We start from the raw sequence: 19053 nt of genomic DNA on the forward strand, positions 1-19053 counted from the left end.
CCGCCGTACCCGCCGCCACCGGCCGCAGGAGCCGCGGGCGCGGAGGCCCACGGGTCGTTGGCCGGAGCACCGCCACCGGCGGGAGCACCCCCGGAGGGGGCGCCGCCGCCGTACCCGCCCTGCCCGCCGGAGCGGGAGGCACGGGTCACCTTGGCGGTGGCCCAGGTGAGGGAGGGACCGACCTCCTCGACGTCGAGCTCGAAGACGGTGCGCTTCTCGCCCTCTCGCGTCTCGAAGGTCCGCGACTTCAGCCGGCCCTGGACGATGACGCGCGTGCCGCGCGTCAGCGACTCGGCGACGTTCTCCGCGGCCTGCCTCCAGATGGCGCAGCGCAGGAACAGGGTCTCCCCGTCCTCCCACGCGTTGCTCTGCTTGTTGAAGCTCCGCGGCGTCGAGGCAACCGTGAAGTTGGCGACGGCAGCACCCGACGGAGTGAAGCGAAGCTCCGGGTCGTCGGTGAGGTTGCCGATCACGGTGATGACGGTGTCGCCTGCCATGGGGTCTCCCTATGCCCTAGTTCTCGATCTACGTCCGTGCGTCGGAGCCCATCCAAGCGGATGGGACCGACAACGGAGAGGATCAGTCCACAACGACGCTCAGTGAGCGTCGGGGCGGATGACCTTGGTGCGCAGGATCGACTCGTTCAGCGTGAGCTGGCGGTCGAGCTCCTTGACCGTCGCGGGCGTCGCGGTCAGGTTGACCACGGCGTAGATGCCCTCGGCGTTCTTCTTGATCTCGTACGCGAGGCGACGACGACCCCAGACGTCCACGTTCTCGACGGTGCCACCGTCGTTGCGGACCACGTTGAGGTACTTGTCGAGCGACGGGGCGACGGTGCGCTCCTCGAGGCTCGGGTCGAGAATGACCATCACTTCGTAAGCACGCATAGCGTTCTCCACCTCCTACGGACTCGGCGGCCACGGTCTCTCCGTGGCAGGAGGGCTTTGCGTTGTCCAGGCTCCGACAGGGCAGAACCGGACGGGACAGGCTAGCAACCGGCGTACGCCGTCCCGAAATCGAGCGCGGGCCGCGTGGGCTTGCGGCGGACGTCATACGAGCTGGCGGCCAGAGCAGCCGCTTCGTATGACGTCCGCCCCGACACCTAGGCTGGGCCGCATGGTGGCCATCGGTGCGCACGTCGACCAGACCGACCCGCTCGCGGAGGCACGGGCTCGCAACGCGCCGCTGGTGCAGTTCTTCCTCGGCGATCCGCAGGGCTACAAGGGCCCCGAGGTGCGGTACGCCGGCGGCGCGGCCGCCCTGCGCGCGGACGCCGAGGCCGCGGGCGTCGACCTCTACGTCCATGCGCCCTACATCGTCAACGTCGCGACCACGAACAACCGGATCCGGATCCCCTCGCGCAAGCTGCTGCAGCAGCACGTCGACGCGGCCGCCGAGATCGGCGCGAAGGGACTGATCGTGCACGGCGGCCACGTCAACCAGGCCGATGCCCCGGAGAAGGGCTTCGACAACTGGCGCAAGGCGATCGAGGCCACCGACCTCAAGGTCCCCCTGCTGATCGAGAACACCGCCGGCGGCGACAACGCCATGACCCGCTACCTGGAGCGGATCGCCGGCGTGTGGGAGGCGATCTCCACGACCGAGCAGTTCGACCGGGTCGGATTCTGCCTCGACACCTGCCATGCCCACGCGGGCGGCAACCCGCTCGAGACGGTCGTGGCCGACGTACGCGCGATCACCGGCCGCATCGACCTGGTGCACTGCAACGACTCGCGTGACGACTTCGACTCCGGCGCCGACCGCCACGCCAACTTCGGCGCCGGCCGGATCGACCCCGACCTGCTCGCCGCGGTGGTCCGCGAGGCCGACGCGCCCGTGGTGTGCGAGACGCCCGGCGGCGCCGCGGAGCACGCCGCCGACTTCGCCTGGCTGCGCGAGCGACTCTGATGAGACCGGCTCTCCGGCGCCCTGCGTCACGCCGCCACCGGTCGGGCAAGAGCTGCAGCGATCTGACCGAAGAACCTGTCCGGCTCCAGACGAAGGCCGAGCAGGGGCAGGCGCAGCACCGTGTCGCCTTGCAGCATCAGGGTGTTCTGCCGCAGCGCGTCCGCGACGACGTTCTGGGCCCAGGTGTGGTGGATCCCGTCGATCTCGACCACGAGCCGGTGATCGGGCCAGTACAGGTCGAGGAAGTAGCGGCCACTCCCGTCACGCCGCAGGACCTGCCGCTCGGGCACGGGAAGCCCCCGGCGACGCAGCTCCGTGGCGAGCTCCAGCTCGCCCAGGGACCGAGCGCCGCCGATCAGGTCGTTGACCACGGCATGCAACAGCCGTAAGCGGCGGTGGCGCTTGATCCGCAACAACTCCACGCCCAGCTGCTCGGGAGTGGCCAGACCCTGCTGCACCGTCAGGGTCAGCAGATACGACGCCTGCTTGTCGGTCGTGGCCCAGAGCGCACCGCGGATCGCGGCGACCGGCGGTCTGGTGCGCGCAATGCCCGACGGCGACCGGTCCTCCTCACGCAGCCGCCGCGTCTGGCGGATGTCGTAGAGGCGCGTACGTCGCACCCTCGCCCCCCGCGGTACCGAGACGCGGTGCCGGTCGACCGTGAACCGCTCCAGGCCCGAGGCGATCAACGCCGACGCGCCGTCCAGGCAGGCTCGTGGCCCGCCCTGGATCACCGCCGCCCAGCGATGGGAGTCGTCGCTGACCTCACCGTTGTGGAGGCAGACCGACTGGTCGCCCAGGAGCTGCCAGCGGCCGGCGCGGACCTGGCCGGTGATCTCCCACCGGGTGATGCCCAGGCCGTACAGGTCCTTGCGCGACAGCACCCAGGCCTGCTCCTTCGCCGCGGCCAGGGCGGTCGTCATGCGCTCATTGGTCGGTCGGGTTCGCTGCGGCATGGAGTCACCGTGGACCACACCGCAGCCGAGGAGGACCGGTCGGCCGACCGCTGTGGACGACGGCACCGGGAACCACTGGCGTGGACGATGACTGGCCCGCGGCGTTCCAGCCTGCGTCATGCGGGCGGTGGACCCGTTGCCACCGACCGTATGACGCTCGGGTCGACGGGATGAGGTGGAACCCCCGGCCGGGTGCCCTGCAGACCCGACCGGGGGCGGTCTGGTCAGTGGCCGCGGCCGAGGGCCCGGAACTCCCAGCCGGCGGCCCGCCACGCCTCGGGGGAGAGCACGTTGCGACCGTCGATGATGACCCGGCCGGCCACCATCCCACCGATGGCGGAGGGGTCCATGGCGACGAACTCCGACCACTCGGTGAGCAGCAGCACCAGGTCGGCGCCCTCGACGGCGGAGGCGAGCGACGGCGCGTAGGCGAGGTCGGGGACGCGGCGCTGCGCCGGGCCGGTGGCCTCGGGGTCGTAGACGACCACGTCGGCGCCGTGCAGGTGGAGCTGGCAGGCGACGTCGAGCGCCGGCGAGTCGCGGACGTCGTCGGAGTTGGGCTTGAACGCCGCGCCCAGGACCGCGACCCGGTGACCCGCGACGCGCCCGCCCAGGACCTCGTGGGCCAGGTCGACGGTCCGCTGCCGACGGCGGGTGTTGATGTCGTCCATCTCGCCGAGGAACGACACCGCCCGCCCGAGGCCGAGCTCACCCGCCCTGGCCTGGAAGGCGCGGATGTCCTTGGGCAGGCAGCCGCCCCCGAAGCCCAGCCCGGCCTTGAGGAAGCGGTGCCCGATCCGGTCGTCGTGGCCGACCGCGTCGGCGAGCTCGACGACATCGGCGCCGGTGGCCTCGCAGACCTCCGCCATCGCGTTGATGAAGGAGATCTTGGTGGCGAGGAACGAGTTCGCGGCGACCTTCACCAGCTCGGCGGTCTCCAGCCCCACTTTGAGGAACGGCGTGCCGTTGGCCACCGGCTCGCGGTAGACCTCACGCAGCCTCTCGACGGTCTCCGGTGACGGCGAGCCGACGACGATCCGGTCGGGGGACAGGGTGTCAGCGACGGCGTACCCCTCCCGGAGGAACTCCGGGTTCCACGCCAGGTCCGCCGACGGGCACGCCTCCTTCACCCGCTCGCGCAGCGCCGTGGCGGTCCCGACCGGCACCGTGGACTTGCCGGCGACCACCGCACCGGGGCGGAGCACCTCGCAGAGGCCGCTCACCACCGCCTCCACCTGGGAGAGGTCGGCCGCGGGACGGCCCGGCAGCTGCGGCGTGCCGACGCAGACGAAGTGGACGTCGGCGTCGGCGGCGTCGGGCAACGCAGTGCTGAACCGCAGCCGGCCGCTCTCGACGTGCTTGCGCAGCAGCGGCTGCAGCTCGGGCTCGAAGAACGGCGGCTCGCCCTGCTCCAGCAGCGCGACCTTGTCGGCGTCGGTGTCGATGCCGACCACCTCGTGGCCGAGCTCGGCCATGCAGGCGGCGTGGGTGGCGCCGAGGTAGCCGGCGCCGAGAACGCTGAGACGGAGAGGAGTGGCAGTCATCGCAGGGCGGTCCTTTCCAGGTGCGACCCGGAGGGCCGCAGACAGGTGGTGTTCAGCTCGCGGAGGGTTCCGCGGAACGCCGAGAGCTCGGCGTCGCTGGTGAGCTCGTAGTGGCCCGTGGCGCCGGTGGACTCCGGCGTGGTGTTGAAGTAGACGAACCCGACGATGTCGGGCCGCTCGGTGAGGAAGCCGGCGAGGCTGGCCAGCCAGCGGGTCTTGTCCTCGCCGTCGGCGCCGATCTCGCTGAGGATGGCCGGCTTGTCGGTCAGGTCCCGCACCTCGTCGTACCACTCGCCGTAGGTGTCCTCGACGGTGCCGGCATGGCCGTAGCCGCTCACCGCGACGTAGTCGACGTACCGGTCGCCGGGGTAGACCTCCTCGAGCGGCAGCGGGTCCTCCCACCAGGTCCGGGCCGGGGCCCAGACCCACTCCAGGTTGTCGGCCTCCCGCGACATCAGCCGGTGCACGTGCTTCCAGGCCGCGACGTAGTGGTGGGCCTCGTTGTCGTTCGCGCCGACGCCCCAGGGGTACCAGTCGGCGTTCATCTCGTGCGCGAACCGCAGCAGCACCCGGTCGGGGTGCGCCGCCAGCACGCGGGCGATGCGGATCAGGTCCGCGTCGTGCTCGCCGCGCACGATGCTCTCCAGCGAGTACGCCGGCAGCTCGGGCTGCTCGCGCTCCGACTGCCACGACCAGGGCTCCAGCGTGATCATCGGGGTCCGTGCCGCGCCGCTCATCGTCTCGAGCTGGGCGGGCGTGAAGGTGCTGTCCAGCTTCACGAACCGGTTGACCACCTCGGGGCCGCACCCCAGCTCCTCGGCCAGCCGCGACACCCGGGCCGGGTCCGCCTGGGGGACGTCGACGCCGAAGAACGGGCGCGCGGACCGGTCCGACCCCAGCCGCTGCGCGACCAGCGCCCCGGCCAGGACCACGACGACCGCGGTGATCGCTGCGACGACGGCGGCCAGCACCGGGCCGGCCGGCAGCCGTCCGATCCGCGGCCTCATGATCCGCCCTCCGCCGCCGGTGCCGGCTGGGCAGGGGCGCCACCGCCGGCGGCCGGGTCGAACAGCGGCGCGGTCATCGGCGCCAGCCACTCGGCGAACGTCGCGGTCATGTGGCTGTCGTCGCGGTAGACGAGCATGTCGCCCACCACCACCGGGCAGCCGCGCGGGGTGCACAGCCAGTCCGACGGGTCGACGGTGGTGACGCCGACGTCGGTCAGTGCCCGGTCGACGTCCTGGACCCGGTCGCCGAAGTGGCGCGACTCCTTGACCGACGTGTTGCACGCCCCGACGTCGTCGAGGTTGCCGGCGAGGCACTCGGGCACGTCCTGCGCGGGCATCGGCGTGTCGAGGAGGTAGACCGCCGGGACGCCGCGGGACTTCAGCGCCGCCATCGTCCGTGCGGTCGCGTCGGCCCACTCGGCGTTGCTCGACGAGCCGGCGACCGCGTCGCTCTGCGAGACGACGACCATGTCGGGCTTCGCACCGACGATGCGCTCGGCGGCCTGGCTGCGCCAGTCCATGCACTCGTTGTACCGGCGGCCGAGCTGGTCGTTGTAGACCTCCCAGTCCGCCACCGAGCACGCCGCCTTGGTCAGGCCGAGCACCCGCCAGCCCTTGGCCTTCGCCTCGGCGTCGAGTGCGGGGAGCCACTGCTGGGCGTGGCTGTCGCCGTACAGGACGAGCGTGTGCTGGCCGCCCGGGTCGCCGTAGACGCACTCGCCCTGCTGCACCTCCAGGAAGTCGAGGTGGCACCCGTCCTTGGTGGAGGCCGGCTGGTCCTGCGTGGCGCTCTCGATGGACGGCTTGAGGTTGCTCGGCGCCTCCACGATCTGCAGGCCCTCGCCGAGCGCCCGCTGCACGGCGGCGTTGTCCGGCTTGGCCAGGTTGACGGCCCGGGCCGCGTCGCCCGAGCCGACGAAGGCGGGCAGCGTGACGGCGAGCGCCAAGGCCAGCGCGGAGACCGCACCGGACCCGAGCAGCCCGGCGCCGAGCCAGCTGCGGGGGTGCAGTCGGCTGCGCAGCGCGGGGTTCTCGACGAGGTAGTGGGTCAGCACGGCGAACCACAGCGCCAGCAGCGAGATCTCGACGAGGTAGGGCCACGGGAGCTCCGAGCCGATCGCCAGCGGCACGAGGATCACCAGCGGCCAGTGCCACAGGTACCAGCCGTACGACACCCGGCCGATCCCTCCCATCGGTCGCCGTCCGAGCAGCGCCTCGACGCCGCCCCTGACCAGCGGCCCGCCGGCCGCGATCACGGCCGCAGCGCCCAGCGTCGGCAACAGGGCCGCGAGGCCGGGGAACGGCGTCTCGTCGGTGTAGCCGATCGCGCTCTCCACGATCAGGACCAGGCCCGACCAGCCGAGCGCCACGGCGACCCAGGTCGGCATCTTGGCCAGCCGGTCGGCGGCCAGCGCCACCAGGCCTCCGAGCGCGAGCTCCCAGGCCCGGGTGTGGACGCCGAAGTACGCCTCCGACGGGTTGCTCTGCGTGATGGTGGCCGATGCCCACAGCGACAGCGCCGCTCCGGCGAGCAGCCCGACCGCCACGGCCGGGCGCCGGTGGCCGCGGAGCAGCAGCGCGCCGAGGAAGCCGCAGGCCATCATGAGCAGCGGCCAGAACAGGTAGAACTGCTCCTCGACCGCGAGGGACCACAGGTGCTGCAGCGGGGAGACCGGACCCGAGGCCTGCTGGTAGTCCACGCCCTCGGCCGCCAGGTGGTAGTTGATGGCGTAGAAGGCGCCCCACAGTGCCTCGTTCGCGATGTCGCGGACGTGGAAGATCGAGCCCCAGACCCGCGCCATCACGAGGGTGGCCGCGATGACGATCAGCGCGGGCGGCAGCAGTCGCCGGATCCGCTTGCCGTAGAACCGCACCAGCCGGATCCGGCCGGTCTGGTCGAGCTCACGCATCAGCTGGCCGGTGATGAGGAAGCCGGAGATCACGAAGAAGACGTCGACGCCGACGTAGCCGCCGGTGATGCCCGGGACGTTGGCGTGGTAGAGCACGACGAGCAGGACGGCGACGGCGCGCAGGCCCTGGATGTCCGGCCGGAACCGCCGCGGTCCGACCGCCTCCGGCGTGAGCTCGGGCCCCGCGGTGGTCGGCTGCCGCCACCGCTCCGCGAGCCGGCGCAGCGGCGCCAGCGAGAGTCGCGGTCGCAGCGAGAGGCCGGTGCGCATCAGCAGGATCGGCAGCTGGATGAACGCGGCCAGTGCCGCGAAGACCAGCATCGCCCAGTAGGCGTCGACGCCGTAGCTGCGGGCGCCGAGGTAGAGGCCGGTCCACAGCAGCACCTGGCTGGCGAGGATGTAGAGCTTCGTCCAGCGCAGGATGGTGACGGCCAGCGGCGTCCCCCGGGCGGCACCGGTCGCCACCCAGCCGCGGGTGCGGCCGGTGAGCGTGTGCACGATGGCCGCGAGGTGCGAGAACGAGTAGAGGTACTGCACTCGCAGCACGTCGAAGCGCCAACGGCCCCGCATCACCGCCGGGAGGATCAGGAACCACAGCGCCAGGGCGCCGACCAGCCACACCGAGTTCGCCGGCTCCACCCAGTCGGGGTGCAGCCACAGCATCGCCAGCGCCGGCAGCGGCGCGACGACGGCGTTGACGGCCGTGGAGATGTAGTAGAGGAAGCCGGCCCAGAAGCAGAGCTTCTGTCGCTTCGAGAGCGCGTCGTGCTCGTGGAAGGAGTCGTCGCGCAACAGGCTCATCGAGCCGGTGCACCAGCGGTACTGCTGGCTGACGAAGGCGGCCACCGTGTCGGGGCACAGGCCCTTGGCCAGCACCGCGGGGACGTAGCGCAGGTGGAAGCCGCTCTTGAGCAGCTTCACCCCGGTGTGGACGTCCTCGGAGTGACCGATCTGCGCGAACCCGCCGGCCTCCTGCAGAGCGGCGCGCCGGTAGACGGCGCAGGTGCCGACGCAGATCGCGGCCCTGACGCTGTCACGGCTCGGCTGGACGAACCGGTAGAACAGCTCCTGGGTCGCCCCGGCGCAGCGCTGCAGCCAGCCCATGCCCTTGACGTGGGTGTCGAAGAACTGCGGGGACTGCACGATCCCGACCTCGGGGTCGTCGAAGTACGGCGCCAGCTCCAGCAGCATGTCGTGGCGCGGCACGAAGTCGGCGTCGAGGATCAGGATGAGGTCGCCGCGGCTCTGCTCGTAGCCGTAGCGCAGGTTCCCCGCCTTCTTCAGGTGCCCGCGGTCGGGCCGGCTGCGGTAGCGGAAGCCGTGCCGGTTCGCGAGCTCCTCGACCTCGGGCCGGGCGCCGTCGTCGAGCACCCACACGTCGAGCTCCCCGGCCCACTGCAGCCGGCTGACGTAGCGGTAGGTGTTGGCGAGCACGTCGAGCGGCTCGCCCGCGGTCGGCAGGAACACGTCGACGCTCGGCACCCGCGGCGGGTCCCACCCTGCGACGTCGGCCAGGTGGTCGTCGAGGTCGACGCGGCGCCGGTGCGTGCCGCTGAGCAGCGACACGAGCAGCGTGACGCCGTACAGCGTCACCGGCACCAGGAAGAGCAGGAACCGCACATCGGCGGTGGCGAAGCGGAGGATGGAGTAGGCGATGAGCAGGAAGGAGAGGGCCTGCACGCCGAGCAGCCAGCGGTGCTGGCGGCCGAAGTAGGAGTACTTCTCCTCGCGCGAGGGCGGTGCGGGCAGGAAGTCGGTCTCCGCGGGCGCCGGCGCCGGAGGTGGCACGGGCGGGGCGGAGCGCAGTAGCTCGAGCTGAGCGGTCATCGTGACGGGGCCTTCGCTGTCGTCGGACGATCCGCGTCCGGGCAGCGCGCAGGGCCGGCAAGGCGGCGCGCGCGGTCCGGGGTGCAGGGCGGATCCCAGTGCAGGACTGGGCGGATGGGCTTTGGTCGACGAGCGTGTCGTCGTGGCGGGCGAGCGTGTCGCCCTCGGCCAGCCCGGGACACCCGGGGGCCGGGTCGCGCACAGCGGTGTGCGGGACCGTGATCTCTCCCCCGGTGGCACACCCCACGCTCCCGCAAACGGGGTACGCCGAGGAATTTCTCGCACTCGATCGCCGGGTAGGGTCACCGCGTGACCCAGTCCTCCCCCTCGGCCCTCACCGTGCGCCGGATCGCGCCGGAGGAGCACCTGGAGTTCATCGCCGGCCAGCGGTCGGTCAGCTTCCTGCAGACCCCGGCGTGGGGCCGGGTGAAGTCCGAGTGGCGCTCCGAGAGCATCGGCTGGTTCGCCGGCGGCGAGCGTGGCGAGGAGCTGGTCGGGGCGGCGCTCGTGCTCCACCGCCCGGTCCCTAGGCTGAGGCGGGCCACACTGGCCTACCTGCCCGAGGGTCCCGCCATCGACTGGTCGGGCGACCTCGACCAGTGGCTGGCGCCGATGACGGCGTACCTGCGCGCGAACGGCGCCTTCGGCGTCCGCATGGGTCCACCGGTGGTGACCGCCCGGTGGACCGCGGCGCAGGTCAAGGAGGGCGTCGCCGACGAGGCGGTACGCCGGCTGACGGATCTGCCGCCCGCGCACCGCGACCCTGCCGGCGCTCGGGTGGTCAGCCGGCTGCGTGAGCTGGGCTGGCGGCTGCAGAGCCCGGAGGACGGCTTCGGCGCCGGCCAGCCGCAGTACACCTACGAGGTCCCCCTGGTCTCCGAGGACGGGACGCCGCTCACCGAGGACGAGGTCCTCAAGGGCATGAACCAGCTGTGGCGCCGCAACATCAAGCGCGCCGACAAGGAGGGCGTCGAGGTCGTCTCGCGCCCCGGCGGGGCGCTCGAGGACGGCGACCTCGAGGCGTTCCACGAGCTCTACGTGCACACCGCCGAGCGCGACCACTTCACCCCGCGGCCGCTGTCCTACTTCCGCACGATGCTCGCCGCGATGAGCGAGGAGGACCCCGAGCGGATCCGGCTCTTCCTGGCCCGCCACGAGGGCGACCTGGTGGCCGCCACCCTGCTGGTCCGGGTCGGTGCCCACGCCTGGTACTCCTACGGCGCCTCCTCCACCAAGAAGCGCGAGGTGCGCGGCTCCAATGCGCTGCAGTGGGCGATGATCCGCCACGCGCTGGGCTCCGGGTGCGACGTCTACGACCTGCGCGGCATCACCCCCACGCTCTCCTCCGACGACTCCCACGTCGGCCTGATCCAGTTCAAGGTCGGCACCGGCGGCCAGGCCGTGGCGTACGTCGGCGAGTGGGATCTGCCGCTCAACCGGCTGATCTACAAGGCCTTCGACCTCTACATGCGGCGGCGGTCGCGGTGAGCCTGGAGCTCCACGTCGACGGGCCGCGGTGGCGTGCCCACCTGCGCTCGGTCGCCGACGCGACCGCCGGCCTGGTCCCGGTCGCCAAGGGCAACGGCTACGGCCTCGGTCTGGGCCGGCTCGCCCGCAAGGCCGGCTGGCTGGGTGCGGACACGCTCGCCGTCGGCACCTACGAGGAGCTTCCCGAGGTGGCGTCGCGGTTCGACGGGTCGCTGCTCGTCCTCACCCCCTGGCGGCCGTTCTCGCCGCTGCTGGAGGCGGGTCTCGCCGCCCGCGTGATCCACACCGTCTCCCGCGCGGCGGACCTGCCGCTGCTGCTCGCGCGCCAGCCCGGTGCGCGGGTGGTGCTGGAGCGGATGACCTCGATGCGGCGCCACGGCATGGCGGCCGCCGAACTGTGGGAGGCGGCCGCGCTCGCGCGATCGCAGGCCCGGTACGAAGGCGTGGCGATCCACCTCCCGCTCGACCGCGGGGAGAACGAGAGCGAGGCCCGCCGACTGATGGACGACGTGGTCGGTGCCGAGGCGGCGACCGTCTGGGTGAGCCACCTCAAGCCGGCCGCTCTGGACCACCTCGCGCAGTCGTACGCCGGCCTGGCGGTGCGTCCCCGCGTCGGCACGGCGCTCTGGCTCGGCGACCGGGGCGCGCTGTCGGTCTCGGCCACCGTGCTCGACGTCCATCCGCTGGGCCGCGGCGAGCGCTACGGCTACCGCGGTCGCACCTCCCGCCGCGGCGGTCATCTCGTCATCGCCAGCGGCGGCACCGCCCATGGGATCGGGCTGGCGGCGCCCACCGGCGAGTCGAACGTTCGGGCTCGGTTCTCGAGCGCCGCGAAGGGCGGCCTGGAGTCGATGGGCGTGCTGCGGTCGCCGTACCTCCTCGACGGCGAGCCGCTCCGCTTCGCCGAGCCGCCCCACATGCAGGCCTCCATGCTGCTGCTGCCGTCGGGCACCCGGGTGCCGCAGGTCGGGGACACGCTCGACGTGCGGGTGCGCTACACCGCCACGACGTTCGACTCTGTCACCATCACCTGACGGCTGGTCGAGCAGTGAGGCCGGCTCTCCCGCTGGTCGAGCAGTGAGGCCGCCCGCCTTATCCCGCTGGTCGAGCAGTGAGGCCGCCTGCGGCCGAGCGTGTCGAGACCACCGCGACGTCGGCACCCGCTGTGGCCGGGGTCCCAGCACCGCCCACCGAGGTCTCGACACGCCTCGCCTAGCGGCTCGGCGGCTCGACCAACGGAGAACGCGGCTCGGCGGCTCGACCAACGAAGAACGCGGCTCGACCAACGGACACGCCCGTGCTCGACCAGCGGACTCGGGCGCGCATCACACTGCTTGCGCCGGGGTATGACACCCCTACGGGACGGGTCCGCCGACCCGGCGGGAGGTGCCGCGATGCCCGAGCTCGATCTCCGCGACGGCCACGCGCTGCGTCGCCCGCGCTCTCCAGCCGTCCCGCCCCGCCAACTGGACCGGCCGCGAACCGAGCGCCGGCCGGTCCTGCCGTCCTCGGTGTGCCTCTACACCTGCTCGGTCAACCCGTCCGGCATGGGCGTGCACATGCTCGCGCTCGCTCGGCACCTGGTCGAGGCCGGCGTGCGGGTCCTGGTCGCCTACTGGCCGGCCGAGGCGGCCGAGGCCCTGATGTCGCAGGCCGGCTCGCTGGGCGCGACGACGGTGCGGACGCCGCACCCGCGCGACCCGGCGTACGCCCGCGAGCTGACGGCGCTGCTCGCCGAGCACGCGCCCGACATCTGCCACGTCCACGTCGGGACCGGCCGCGAGGACTTCGGGGGTGCCCGGGCGGCGAAGGCGGCCGGCGTGCCGGTCGTGGTCGAGACGCTGCACCTGCCGTGGCTGCTGCATGCCCGCTGGAAGCGGGAGGCGTTCTTCGCCTCCCTCGACGCGGTCGACCAGCTCGTCGTCGTGTCCGCGGCCCAGCGCGCCACCTACGAGCGGATCGGCGTCGCACCCCACCGCCTCGTCACGGTGCCCAACGGCGTCGTCCCCCGCGGGCCCGGCCCCGGCCGCGTCGCGGCACGGCACCGTCTCGGTCTCGGTCCGGCGGTCCCGGTGGTCATCACGGTCGGTCGGCTGGTCGCCCAGAAGGGCCACCGCGACCTCATCGACGCCGTCCCGGTCATCCGGCGCGACCATCCGGACGTCACCGTGGTGATCGTGGGCGACGGCCGTATGCGCGGCCCGTTGGAGGACCGGGCGCGGCGACGGGGCGTGGGCGATGCGGTCCGCCTCGTCGGGCACCGCGACGACGCCCGGGCGCTGCTCGACGCCGCGGACGTCTTCGCCCTGCCCTCCCTCGAGGAGGCCATGCCGATGGCGGCGCTCGAGGCGATGGACGCCGCGCTGCCGGTCGTCGCGACCCGGGTCATCGGCACGACCGAGGTCGTCCAGGACGGCGTCACCGGACGGCTCGTCCCACCGCACGACCCGGAGGCCCTGGCAGGGGCGATCTCCGAACTGCTCGCAGACGCCGACCTCCGCCGGCATCTCGGCCGGGGCGGCCGGCAGGCGTTCGAAGCGCGCTTCACCGCACGCCGCATGGCGACCGACACGCTGGCCGTCTACCGCCAGGCGCTGCAAGCGGCCACCGTCCGGGCCCGGGTGGCGCCGTGACCCGCACGCGCGTCGCGTGCATCGGCAGCGGCTTCATCGCCGGCCGCCACCTGGCAGCGCTCGGCTTCTTCGACGACGTGGAGGTCGTCGCGGTGGCCGACACCGTGCCCGACCGCGCGGAGGCGGCGGCTGCCGCCTTCGGCGCTCGCGCGTACGGCGACGGCCTCGACCTGTTGCGTGAGCAGGAGCTGGACGCGGTCTGGATCTGCGTGCCGCCGTTCGCCCACGGCGCGCTGGAGGAGCTCGCCGTCGCACGCGGCGTTCCGCTGTTCGTCGAGAAGCCGCTGGCCTGCGACCTCCCGACCGCCGAGCGCATCGCCGCGCTGGTGCGCTCGACCGGCACGCTGGCGGCGGTCGGCTACCACTGGCGCTACCTCGCGCTCGTCGAGGAGGTGCGAGAGCTGCTCCGGGACCGGCCACCGGCCGTCGTCACGGGCTACTGGCTGGACCGCACGCCGGCGGCCCCCTGGTGGGTCGACCGGGCCAGCTCGGGCGGCCAGATGGTCGAGCAAGCCACCCACCTGCTCGACCTCGCCCGGCTGCTGGTGGGCGAGGTCTCGGCGGTGCGGGCGGTCGAGGTCCCGGCCGGCCCCGACGCGGGGCCAGCCACGATGGTGCCGATGGCCGCTTCGGCGACCCTGTCGTTCACCGCGGGAGCGATCGGCACGGTCACCTCCGCCCGCTTCCTCCACGCCCGGCACCGGGTCGCCCTCCATCTCCTGGGCGAGGGGTGCGCGATCGAGCTGTCGGAGCGCTCCCTCACCGACCACGAGCTGCTGGTGTCGACCACCGAGGGCACGCGGGTGCGCGCGTCCGACGAGGACCCGATCCGTCGGGAGGACCGCGCGTTCCTCGATGCGGTCACCGGTCGCGGGCACGACGTGCGGGCGCCGTACGCCGAGGCCCTGCGCAGCCACCGTCTCGCCACCACGGCCGAGCGCTCCGCCCAGGAGGGCGGCACCCTGCTGAGCATCGGGGACGGCGATGCGTGAGTGCCGCTCGCTCGGGGTGGCGGCACCGCACGAGCTGGCGTTCTTCGAGCTCCCGGTCCCGGCCGTGGAGCCGGGCGGAGCACTGGTGCACACGTGGTTCAGCGGTCTGTCGAGCGGCACGGAGCTGACCTACGTCAAGGGCACCAATCCGGCGTTCACCTCACGGATGGACCCGGACCTGTGCGCGTTCGTGCCCGGCGACGGCGCGCGGCGCTACCCGGTGACCGCCATGGGCTACATGGAGGTCGGCGAGGTGGCGGAGAGCCGGCGGGAGGACCTGCCGGTGGGGACGGTCGTGGCGGCGGCGTACGGCCACCGCTCCTGCCACGTGGTCTCCGGCACCGACCATGTCGTCCCCGTACCGGCGGACATCGACCCGGTGCTGGGCGTCTTCCTGGCTCAGATGGGGCCGATCGCCGCCAACGGTCTCCTGCACGCCGCCGCCGAGTTCCGACCGCACCCCGACCCGGCGCTGGGCGACGGGGTCCGGGACAGGTGCGTGCTCGTGACCGGCGCGGGCGTCGTGGGGCTGCTCACCGCGCTCCTGGCCCGGCGGCACGGGGCGGCGGCGGTCGCCGTCGCCGATCCGGACCCGCGGCGGCGTGCTGTCGCGGCGGCCCTGGGCCTCGAGCTGGCCGAAGACCCCGCCGACGACCCCGCCGCCGACCCTGCACGTGAGCCTGCCGGCGAGGCCTGGCGATGGTGCAAGGACGCCTGGGTCCACGGCCATCGCGACCGGGGGGCCGACCTGGTCTTCCAGTGCCGCGGTCGCGACGCCGTCCTGCACGACGCCCTCCGAGCGCTGCGGCCGCAGGGCGTCGTGATCGACCTGGCGTTCTACCAGGGCGGTGCGTCCGGCCTCCGCCTCGGCGAGGAGTTCCACCACAACGGCCTCACCATCCGGTGCGCCCAGATCAACCGCGTGCCGCGCGGGCTCGCCGGCAGGTGGGACCGCCGCCGGCTCTCGGAGGAGACGGCGGCCCTGCTCCGCGCGGACGGCCCGGCGATCCGCGAGCACCTCGTCACCGACGTGGTGCCCGTCGACGAGGCGCCCGAGCTCATCGGGCAGCTGGTACGGCGAGAGCGGCATGCGCTCCAGATCGTGCTCGACTTCCGTCGGGGGTGAACAGCGAGCGCACGACGAGCGCGACCAGGAACAGCTGCCCCGCGACCCGGACCAGGATGGCGAGCCAGTAGAACCACGCGTCGTCGCCCGCGGCCGGCTCGAGGAAGCCGCCGAGATACCACCACACGGCGGCGAAGTAGACGATCTCGCTCGCCTGCCAGACCAGCTGGTCGCGCCACCGCGGTCGCGCCAGCACCGCCAGCGGCAGCAGCCACAGGACGTACTGCGGCGAGTAGACCTTGTTGACCAGCAGGAACCCGACGACGACGAGGAAGCCGAGCTCCGCGAGGGTCGGGGTGCGCCGGGCGGCCAGGCCCAGCACCAGCACGGCCACGCACCAGGCCCCGAACGCGATCCACGACCCGGTGTTGACGGTCCCCGGGGAGATCGCTCGGTCGCCTGCCTGCTGCAGCACCAGCCAGAGCGACCCGAGGTCGGGGCCGCGCTCGGCGTTGAACGACCAGAACACTCGCCACTGGTCGCGCCCGGAGAGGTACGCCGGCGCGTTGGCCAGCAGCCAGGCGACCGCGGCCGCCGCGGCCGCCACCACGAACTCGCGCCAGCGGCGCGCGCGCCAGCAGATGACCAGCAGGCCGCCGAGCAGGAACAGCGGGTAGAGCTTGGTCGCCGCGCCGAGTCCGATGAGCACGCCGGTCCAGCCGGCTCGTCCTCGGGACCAGGCGAACAGCGCCGCCGCGACCATCGCCACCGCCAGCAGGTCCCAGTTGACCAGACCGGTCAGCAGCAGGGCCGGCGAGAGGGCGAACGCCGCCGCGTCCCAGGGCCGGCGCCGGTCGACCCCCGCGAGCAGCCAGGTGGTCAGGAGGGCGAGCACGGCGAAGCCGACGGCGTTCACCGCGAAGTAGAGCCCGATCTCGCGCTGCACGTCGGGTCGGCCCCACAGGGCGTCCACCGCGCCGGCGTACCGATCGCCGAGCTCGGGCAGGCCGACGAGGACGTGGGTGGCCCACGCCGCGCCGTACGCCCAGTAGGCGATGCCCACGGGGTACTCCATGACCGTGTAGCGACTGCGCACCTGCGCGTCGCCGGTGAACGGCCACTCCCGCTCGGCGAAGCCGCGGCCGGTGTAGAGGTAGGGCAGGTCGGAGTAGCACATCTGGGTGTAGCGACCCTCGCCGTCGCTCCACTGGTCCGCGACACACCCGGCCTTCTGCACCATGCCGAGGGCGAACGTGAGCGCCGTCAGTGCCAGCAGCACCCGGACGGGCGTCCACCAGGGGTGGCGGCCCGCCCGGCGTCCGGGCGGGCCACCGACGCCCTCACTGAGGCTCGCCACGACCGGGTCGGCCGTGGCCGGACGCACAGGCACTGGGCTACGGCGCGACGTACCGACCAGCAGGCACACCGCCGCCGGTGCCACCAGTGCCGCCGCCTGTGCCGCCACCCGTTCCGCCGCCACCCGGAGGAGGGCAGACCTGTGGGTCGGGATCCAGGCAGTCATCCGGTGATGGCGTCGGGACCGGGACCGGGGCAGTGCTGCTCGGTGTCGGCGTCGGCGTGGGCGTCGGCTCGGCGCTCTGCGTCGGCTTGGGCTTCGGCTTCTTGGTCTTGGTCGGCTCGGGCTTCGGCGCCTGCGTCGGCACCGGGTCGTGGCCGTGCGCGGGCGCGTCACCGTCCACGAAGGCCGGCGGCGGGAAGCGCAGCACCTCCTCGCCCTCCAGCAGCCGCGACATGGTCGCCGCCCAGGTGTCGGCCGGATAGGCGCCACCGAAGTACGACGGCAGCCAACCGTCCAGCTGCTCGTTGCCCTTGCCCCGCACGTACACGACCGAGGTCGCCAGCTGCGGGGTGAAGCCGGTGAACCACGCGGAGGAGACCTCGTCGCGGCCGTTGGTCGCCGTACCGGTCTTGGCGGCCGCGGGTCGGCCGATCTCCCGCGCGGTGGAGGCGGTGCCGTTGCTGACGGTGCGCTGCAGCGCGTAGGACACGTCGGCCGCGACGTCCTCGTCGATCGCCTGGATCGTGTTGTTCTTGAACTCGTACCGGACGACGCCCGAGCGGTCGACGACCTTGGTGACGACGTGGGCGTTGGCGCGCTTGCCGCCGTTGGCGATGGTGGCGTACGCGTTGGCCATGTTGATCGGGCTGACCACCGCGTTGCCCAGCGTCAGCAGGAAGTTCTCCGGGTTGAAGTCCGCGCCCGAGGCCATCGGGATGCCGGGGAACTTCGGGTCGGGCTGCGCCGGCGGGATGCCGGCGGCCCGCGCGATGTCGTAGATGGCCTTGGGACCGTCCGGGATCGCGTCGGTCATGTCGACGAAGGCGGTGTTGACCGACTTCTCCATGGCGCGGATGCCGTCGACCTGGGAGCCGTAGTCGGAGCCGCCGCCCTCACCCTGGTTCTCGATCTCCAGGCCGCCCGGGAACTCCATGGGCGAGTTGCCCTCGAAGGTGTCCTTCAGCGAGAACCCGGCCTCGAGCGCGGCGGCCAGCGTGAACGGCTTCATGGTCGAGCCGGCCATGCCGCCGGTCGCGGCCCAGTTGATCTCGGACTTGAGGAAGTCCTGCCCGCCGTAGAAGCCACGCACCGCCCCGGTGCCGACCTCGACGCTGGCCACGCCGACGTGGAGCTGCTTGTCGCCGAAGCCCTCCGGCCGCTGCTCGAGCACCGCCTGCTCGGCGGCGTCCATCGCCTCCTTGGTGAACGTGGTGGTGACCCGCAGGCCGCCGCCGGTGATCTCCTCGTCGCTGAAGCCGAGCCGTGCCAGCTCGTCGCGCACGAGCCGGAGCTGGTGGCCGCGCTGACCGCCGTTGCTGCTCTGCTTGCGCACCTTGGGGAACTCCGGCAGCGTCGCGGCGGCCTCCGCGGCCTCGGCGTCGGTGATCGCGCCGACCTCGGCCATGCCGTTGAGCACGTAGCGATAGCGCTGCAGGAGCGCCGCCTCGGACTCGGGCCCGTTGGCCGGGTCGAAGCGGTAGGGGTTGTTGATGACCGAGGAGAGCACCGCGCACTCCTGCAGGTCCAGCTTGGCCGCCGGCTTGTCGAAGAAGGCGCGCGCCGCGGCCTGGATGCCGTAGGCGCTGCGCCCGAAATAGATGGTGTTGAGGTAGCCCTCGAGAATCTCCTGCTTGCTCTGCGTGCGCTGCAGCTTGAGCGAGAGGAAGGCCTCCTTCATCTTGCGGGTGTAGGTCCGCTCCTGGGTCAGGTAGAGGATCTTCACGTACTGCTGGGTGATCGTGGAGGCGCCCTGCGTCGTCCCGCCGGCCTTCGCGTTGCTGAACGCGGCGCGCACGATGCCCTTCGGGTCGATGCCGCGGTCGGTCCAGAACGTGCGGTTCTCCGCCGCGACGACGCCGTCCTTGATGCAGTCGGGCATCTCGGCGTACGGGATCGACTCGCGGTTCTGCTCCGCGAACTGCCCGACCTTCGACTTGCCGTTGGCGTAGTAGATGAACGTCGTCTGCGTCTGGAAGCTCTTGTTCGGGTCCGGGATCTCGGTGCGCTGGTAGGCGAAGACCGCCGCCGCGATGCCGATGATGCCCAGCACGAGAGCGCCGAGCGCGCCCCACTTCAGGGCCCGCAGCGCCCAGCCCTTGACGCCGGCCGGCCGCTGGCGTCCCTTGGTCGTGCCACGGCCTCGGGCAGGGGCGGCCTTCTTGGCCGGGGCGCGGCGGTTGCCGCTCGCAGACGGACTCACGAA

The 19053-nt window shown here is 72.7% G+C and carries 14 protein-coding genes; 6 read left to right on the forward strand and 8 right to left on the reverse strand.

The window, feature by feature from the left end; all coding sequences use genetic code 11:
• The coding region (locus VGE38_RS17035; RefSeq protein ID WP_331143752.1) for a single-stranded DNA-binding protein at window positions 1-497 on the reverse strand (497 nt) is incomplete at its 3' end.
• A 99-nt stretch (window positions 498-596) separates the two neighbouring features.
• On the reverse strand, window positions 597-887 hold the full coding sequence (rpsF, locus tag VGE38_RS17040) for a 30S ribosomal protein S6 (protein ID WP_331143753.1): 291 nt from the start codon (window positions 885-887) through the stop codon (window positions 597-599).
• Between the two features lie 229 nt (window positions 888-1116).
• Here rpsF and VGE38_RS17045 point away from each other — a divergent pair, with 229 nt between their 5' ends.
• The gene (locus VGE38_RS17045; protein WP_414690998.1) at window positions 1117-1908 is read left to right on the forward strand and encodes a deoxyribonuclease IV; all 792 of its coding nucleotides are present in this window, start codon (window positions 1117-1119) and stop codon (window positions 1906-1908) included.
• A gap of 26 nt (window positions 1909-1934) precedes the next feature.
• Here the strand turns inward: VGE38_RS17045 and VGE38_RS17050 are convergent, their stop codons facing one another.
• The 4 genes from VGE38_RS17050 to VGE38_RS17065 all read right to left on the reverse strand — a co-directional run bounded on the left by VGE38_RS17050 (window position 1935) and on the right by VGE38_RS17065 (window position 9152).
• Entirely contained in the window at window positions 1935-2831 is an 897-nt protein-coding gene (locus VGE38_RS17050) for an endonuclease domain-containing protein (RefSeq protein ID WP_331143754.1), read from the reverse strand.
• A 257-nt stretch (window positions 2832-3088) separates the two neighbouring features.
• A complete protein-coding gene (locus tag VGE38_RS17055) occupies window positions 3089-4408 on the reverse strand; it encodes a UDP-glucose dehydrogenase family protein (RefSeq protein ID WP_331143755.1) in 1320 nt (439 codons plus the stop codon).
• Complete coding sequence (locus VGE38_RS17060) at window positions 4405-5415, reverse strand: glycoside hydrolase family 26 protein (protein WP_331143756.1); 1011 nt, start codon at window positions 5413-5415, stop codon at window positions 4405-4407. Before VGE38_RS17060 ends, VGE38_RS17055 begins: the two co-directional genes overlap by 4 nt.
• Entirely contained in the window at window positions 5412-9152 is a 3741-nt protein-coding gene (locus VGE38_RS17065) for an SGNH hydrolase domain-containing protein (protein ID WP_331143757.1), read from the reverse strand. Before VGE38_RS17065 ends, VGE38_RS17060 begins: the two co-directional genes overlap by 4 nt.
• A gap of 309 nt (window positions 9153-9461) precedes the next feature.
• Between VGE38_RS17065 and VGE38_RS17070 the strand changes: the two genes are divergently transcribed.
• The 5 genes from VGE38_RS17070 (at window position 9462) to VGE38_RS17090 (ending at window position 15391) form a co-directional block, all read left to right on the forward strand.
• The gene (locus tag VGE38_RS17070; protein ID WP_331143758.1) at window positions 9462-10640 is read left to right on the forward strand and encodes a lipid II:glycine glycyltransferase FemX; all 1179 of its coding nucleotides are present in this window, start codon (window positions 9462-9464) and stop codon (window positions 10638-10640) included.
• Window positions 10637-11674, forward strand: coding sequence for an alanine racemase (locus VGE38_RS17075; protein WP_331143759.1), 1038 nt, complete (start codon window positions 10637-10639; stop codon window positions 11672-11674). Before VGE38_RS17070 ends, VGE38_RS17075 begins: the two co-directional genes overlap by 4 nt.
• Window positions 11675-12034: 360 nt before the next feature.
• Window positions 12035-13273, forward strand: a complete 1239-nt coding sequence (locus VGE38_RS17080) for a glycosyltransferase family 4 protein (RefSeq protein ID WP_331143760.1) — start codon at window positions 12035-12037, stop codon at window positions 13271-13273.
• Window positions 13270-14265 carry a Gfo/Idh/MocA family protein gene (locus tag VGE38_RS17085; RefSeq protein ID WP_331143761.1) on the forward strand — a complete coding sequence of 332 codons (996 nt, stop codon included), beginning with the start codon at window positions 13270-13272 and terminating at the stop codon, window positions 14263-14265. Before VGE38_RS17080 ends, VGE38_RS17085 begins: the two co-directional genes overlap by 4 nt.
• Window positions 14258-15391, forward strand: a complete 1134-nt coding sequence (locus VGE38_RS17090) for a zinc-dependent alcohol dehydrogenase (protein ID WP_331143762.1) — start codon at window positions 14258-14260, stop codon at window positions 15389-15391. The genes VGE38_RS17085 and VGE38_RS17090 overlap by 8 nt, the downstream gene beginning before the upstream one ends.
• On the opposite strand, the gene VGE38_RS17095 is transcribed toward VGE38_RS17090, so the two are convergent.
• On the reverse strand, window positions 15324-16715 hold the full coding sequence (locus VGE38_RS17095) for a glycosyltransferase family 87 protein (RefSeq protein WP_331143763.1): 1392 nt from the start codon (window positions 16713-16715) through the stop codon (window positions 15324-15326). The genes VGE38_RS17090 and VGE38_RS17095 overlap by 68 nt on opposite strands.
• Window positions 16716-16725: 10 nt before the next feature.
• The gene (locus VGE38_RS17100; RefSeq protein WP_331143764.1) at window positions 16726-19050 is read right to left on the reverse strand and encodes a transglycosylase domain-containing protein; all 2325 of its coding nucleotides are present in this window, start codon (window positions 19048-19050) and stop codon (window positions 16726-16728) included.
• Between the last annotated feature and the right edge of the window lie 3 nt (window positions 19051-19053).

The sequence above is a fragment of the Nocardioides sp. genome (assembly GCF_036405735.1).
Taxonomy (GTDB): Bacteria; Actinomycetota; Actinomycetes; order Propionibacteriales; family Nocardioidaceae; genus Nocardioides.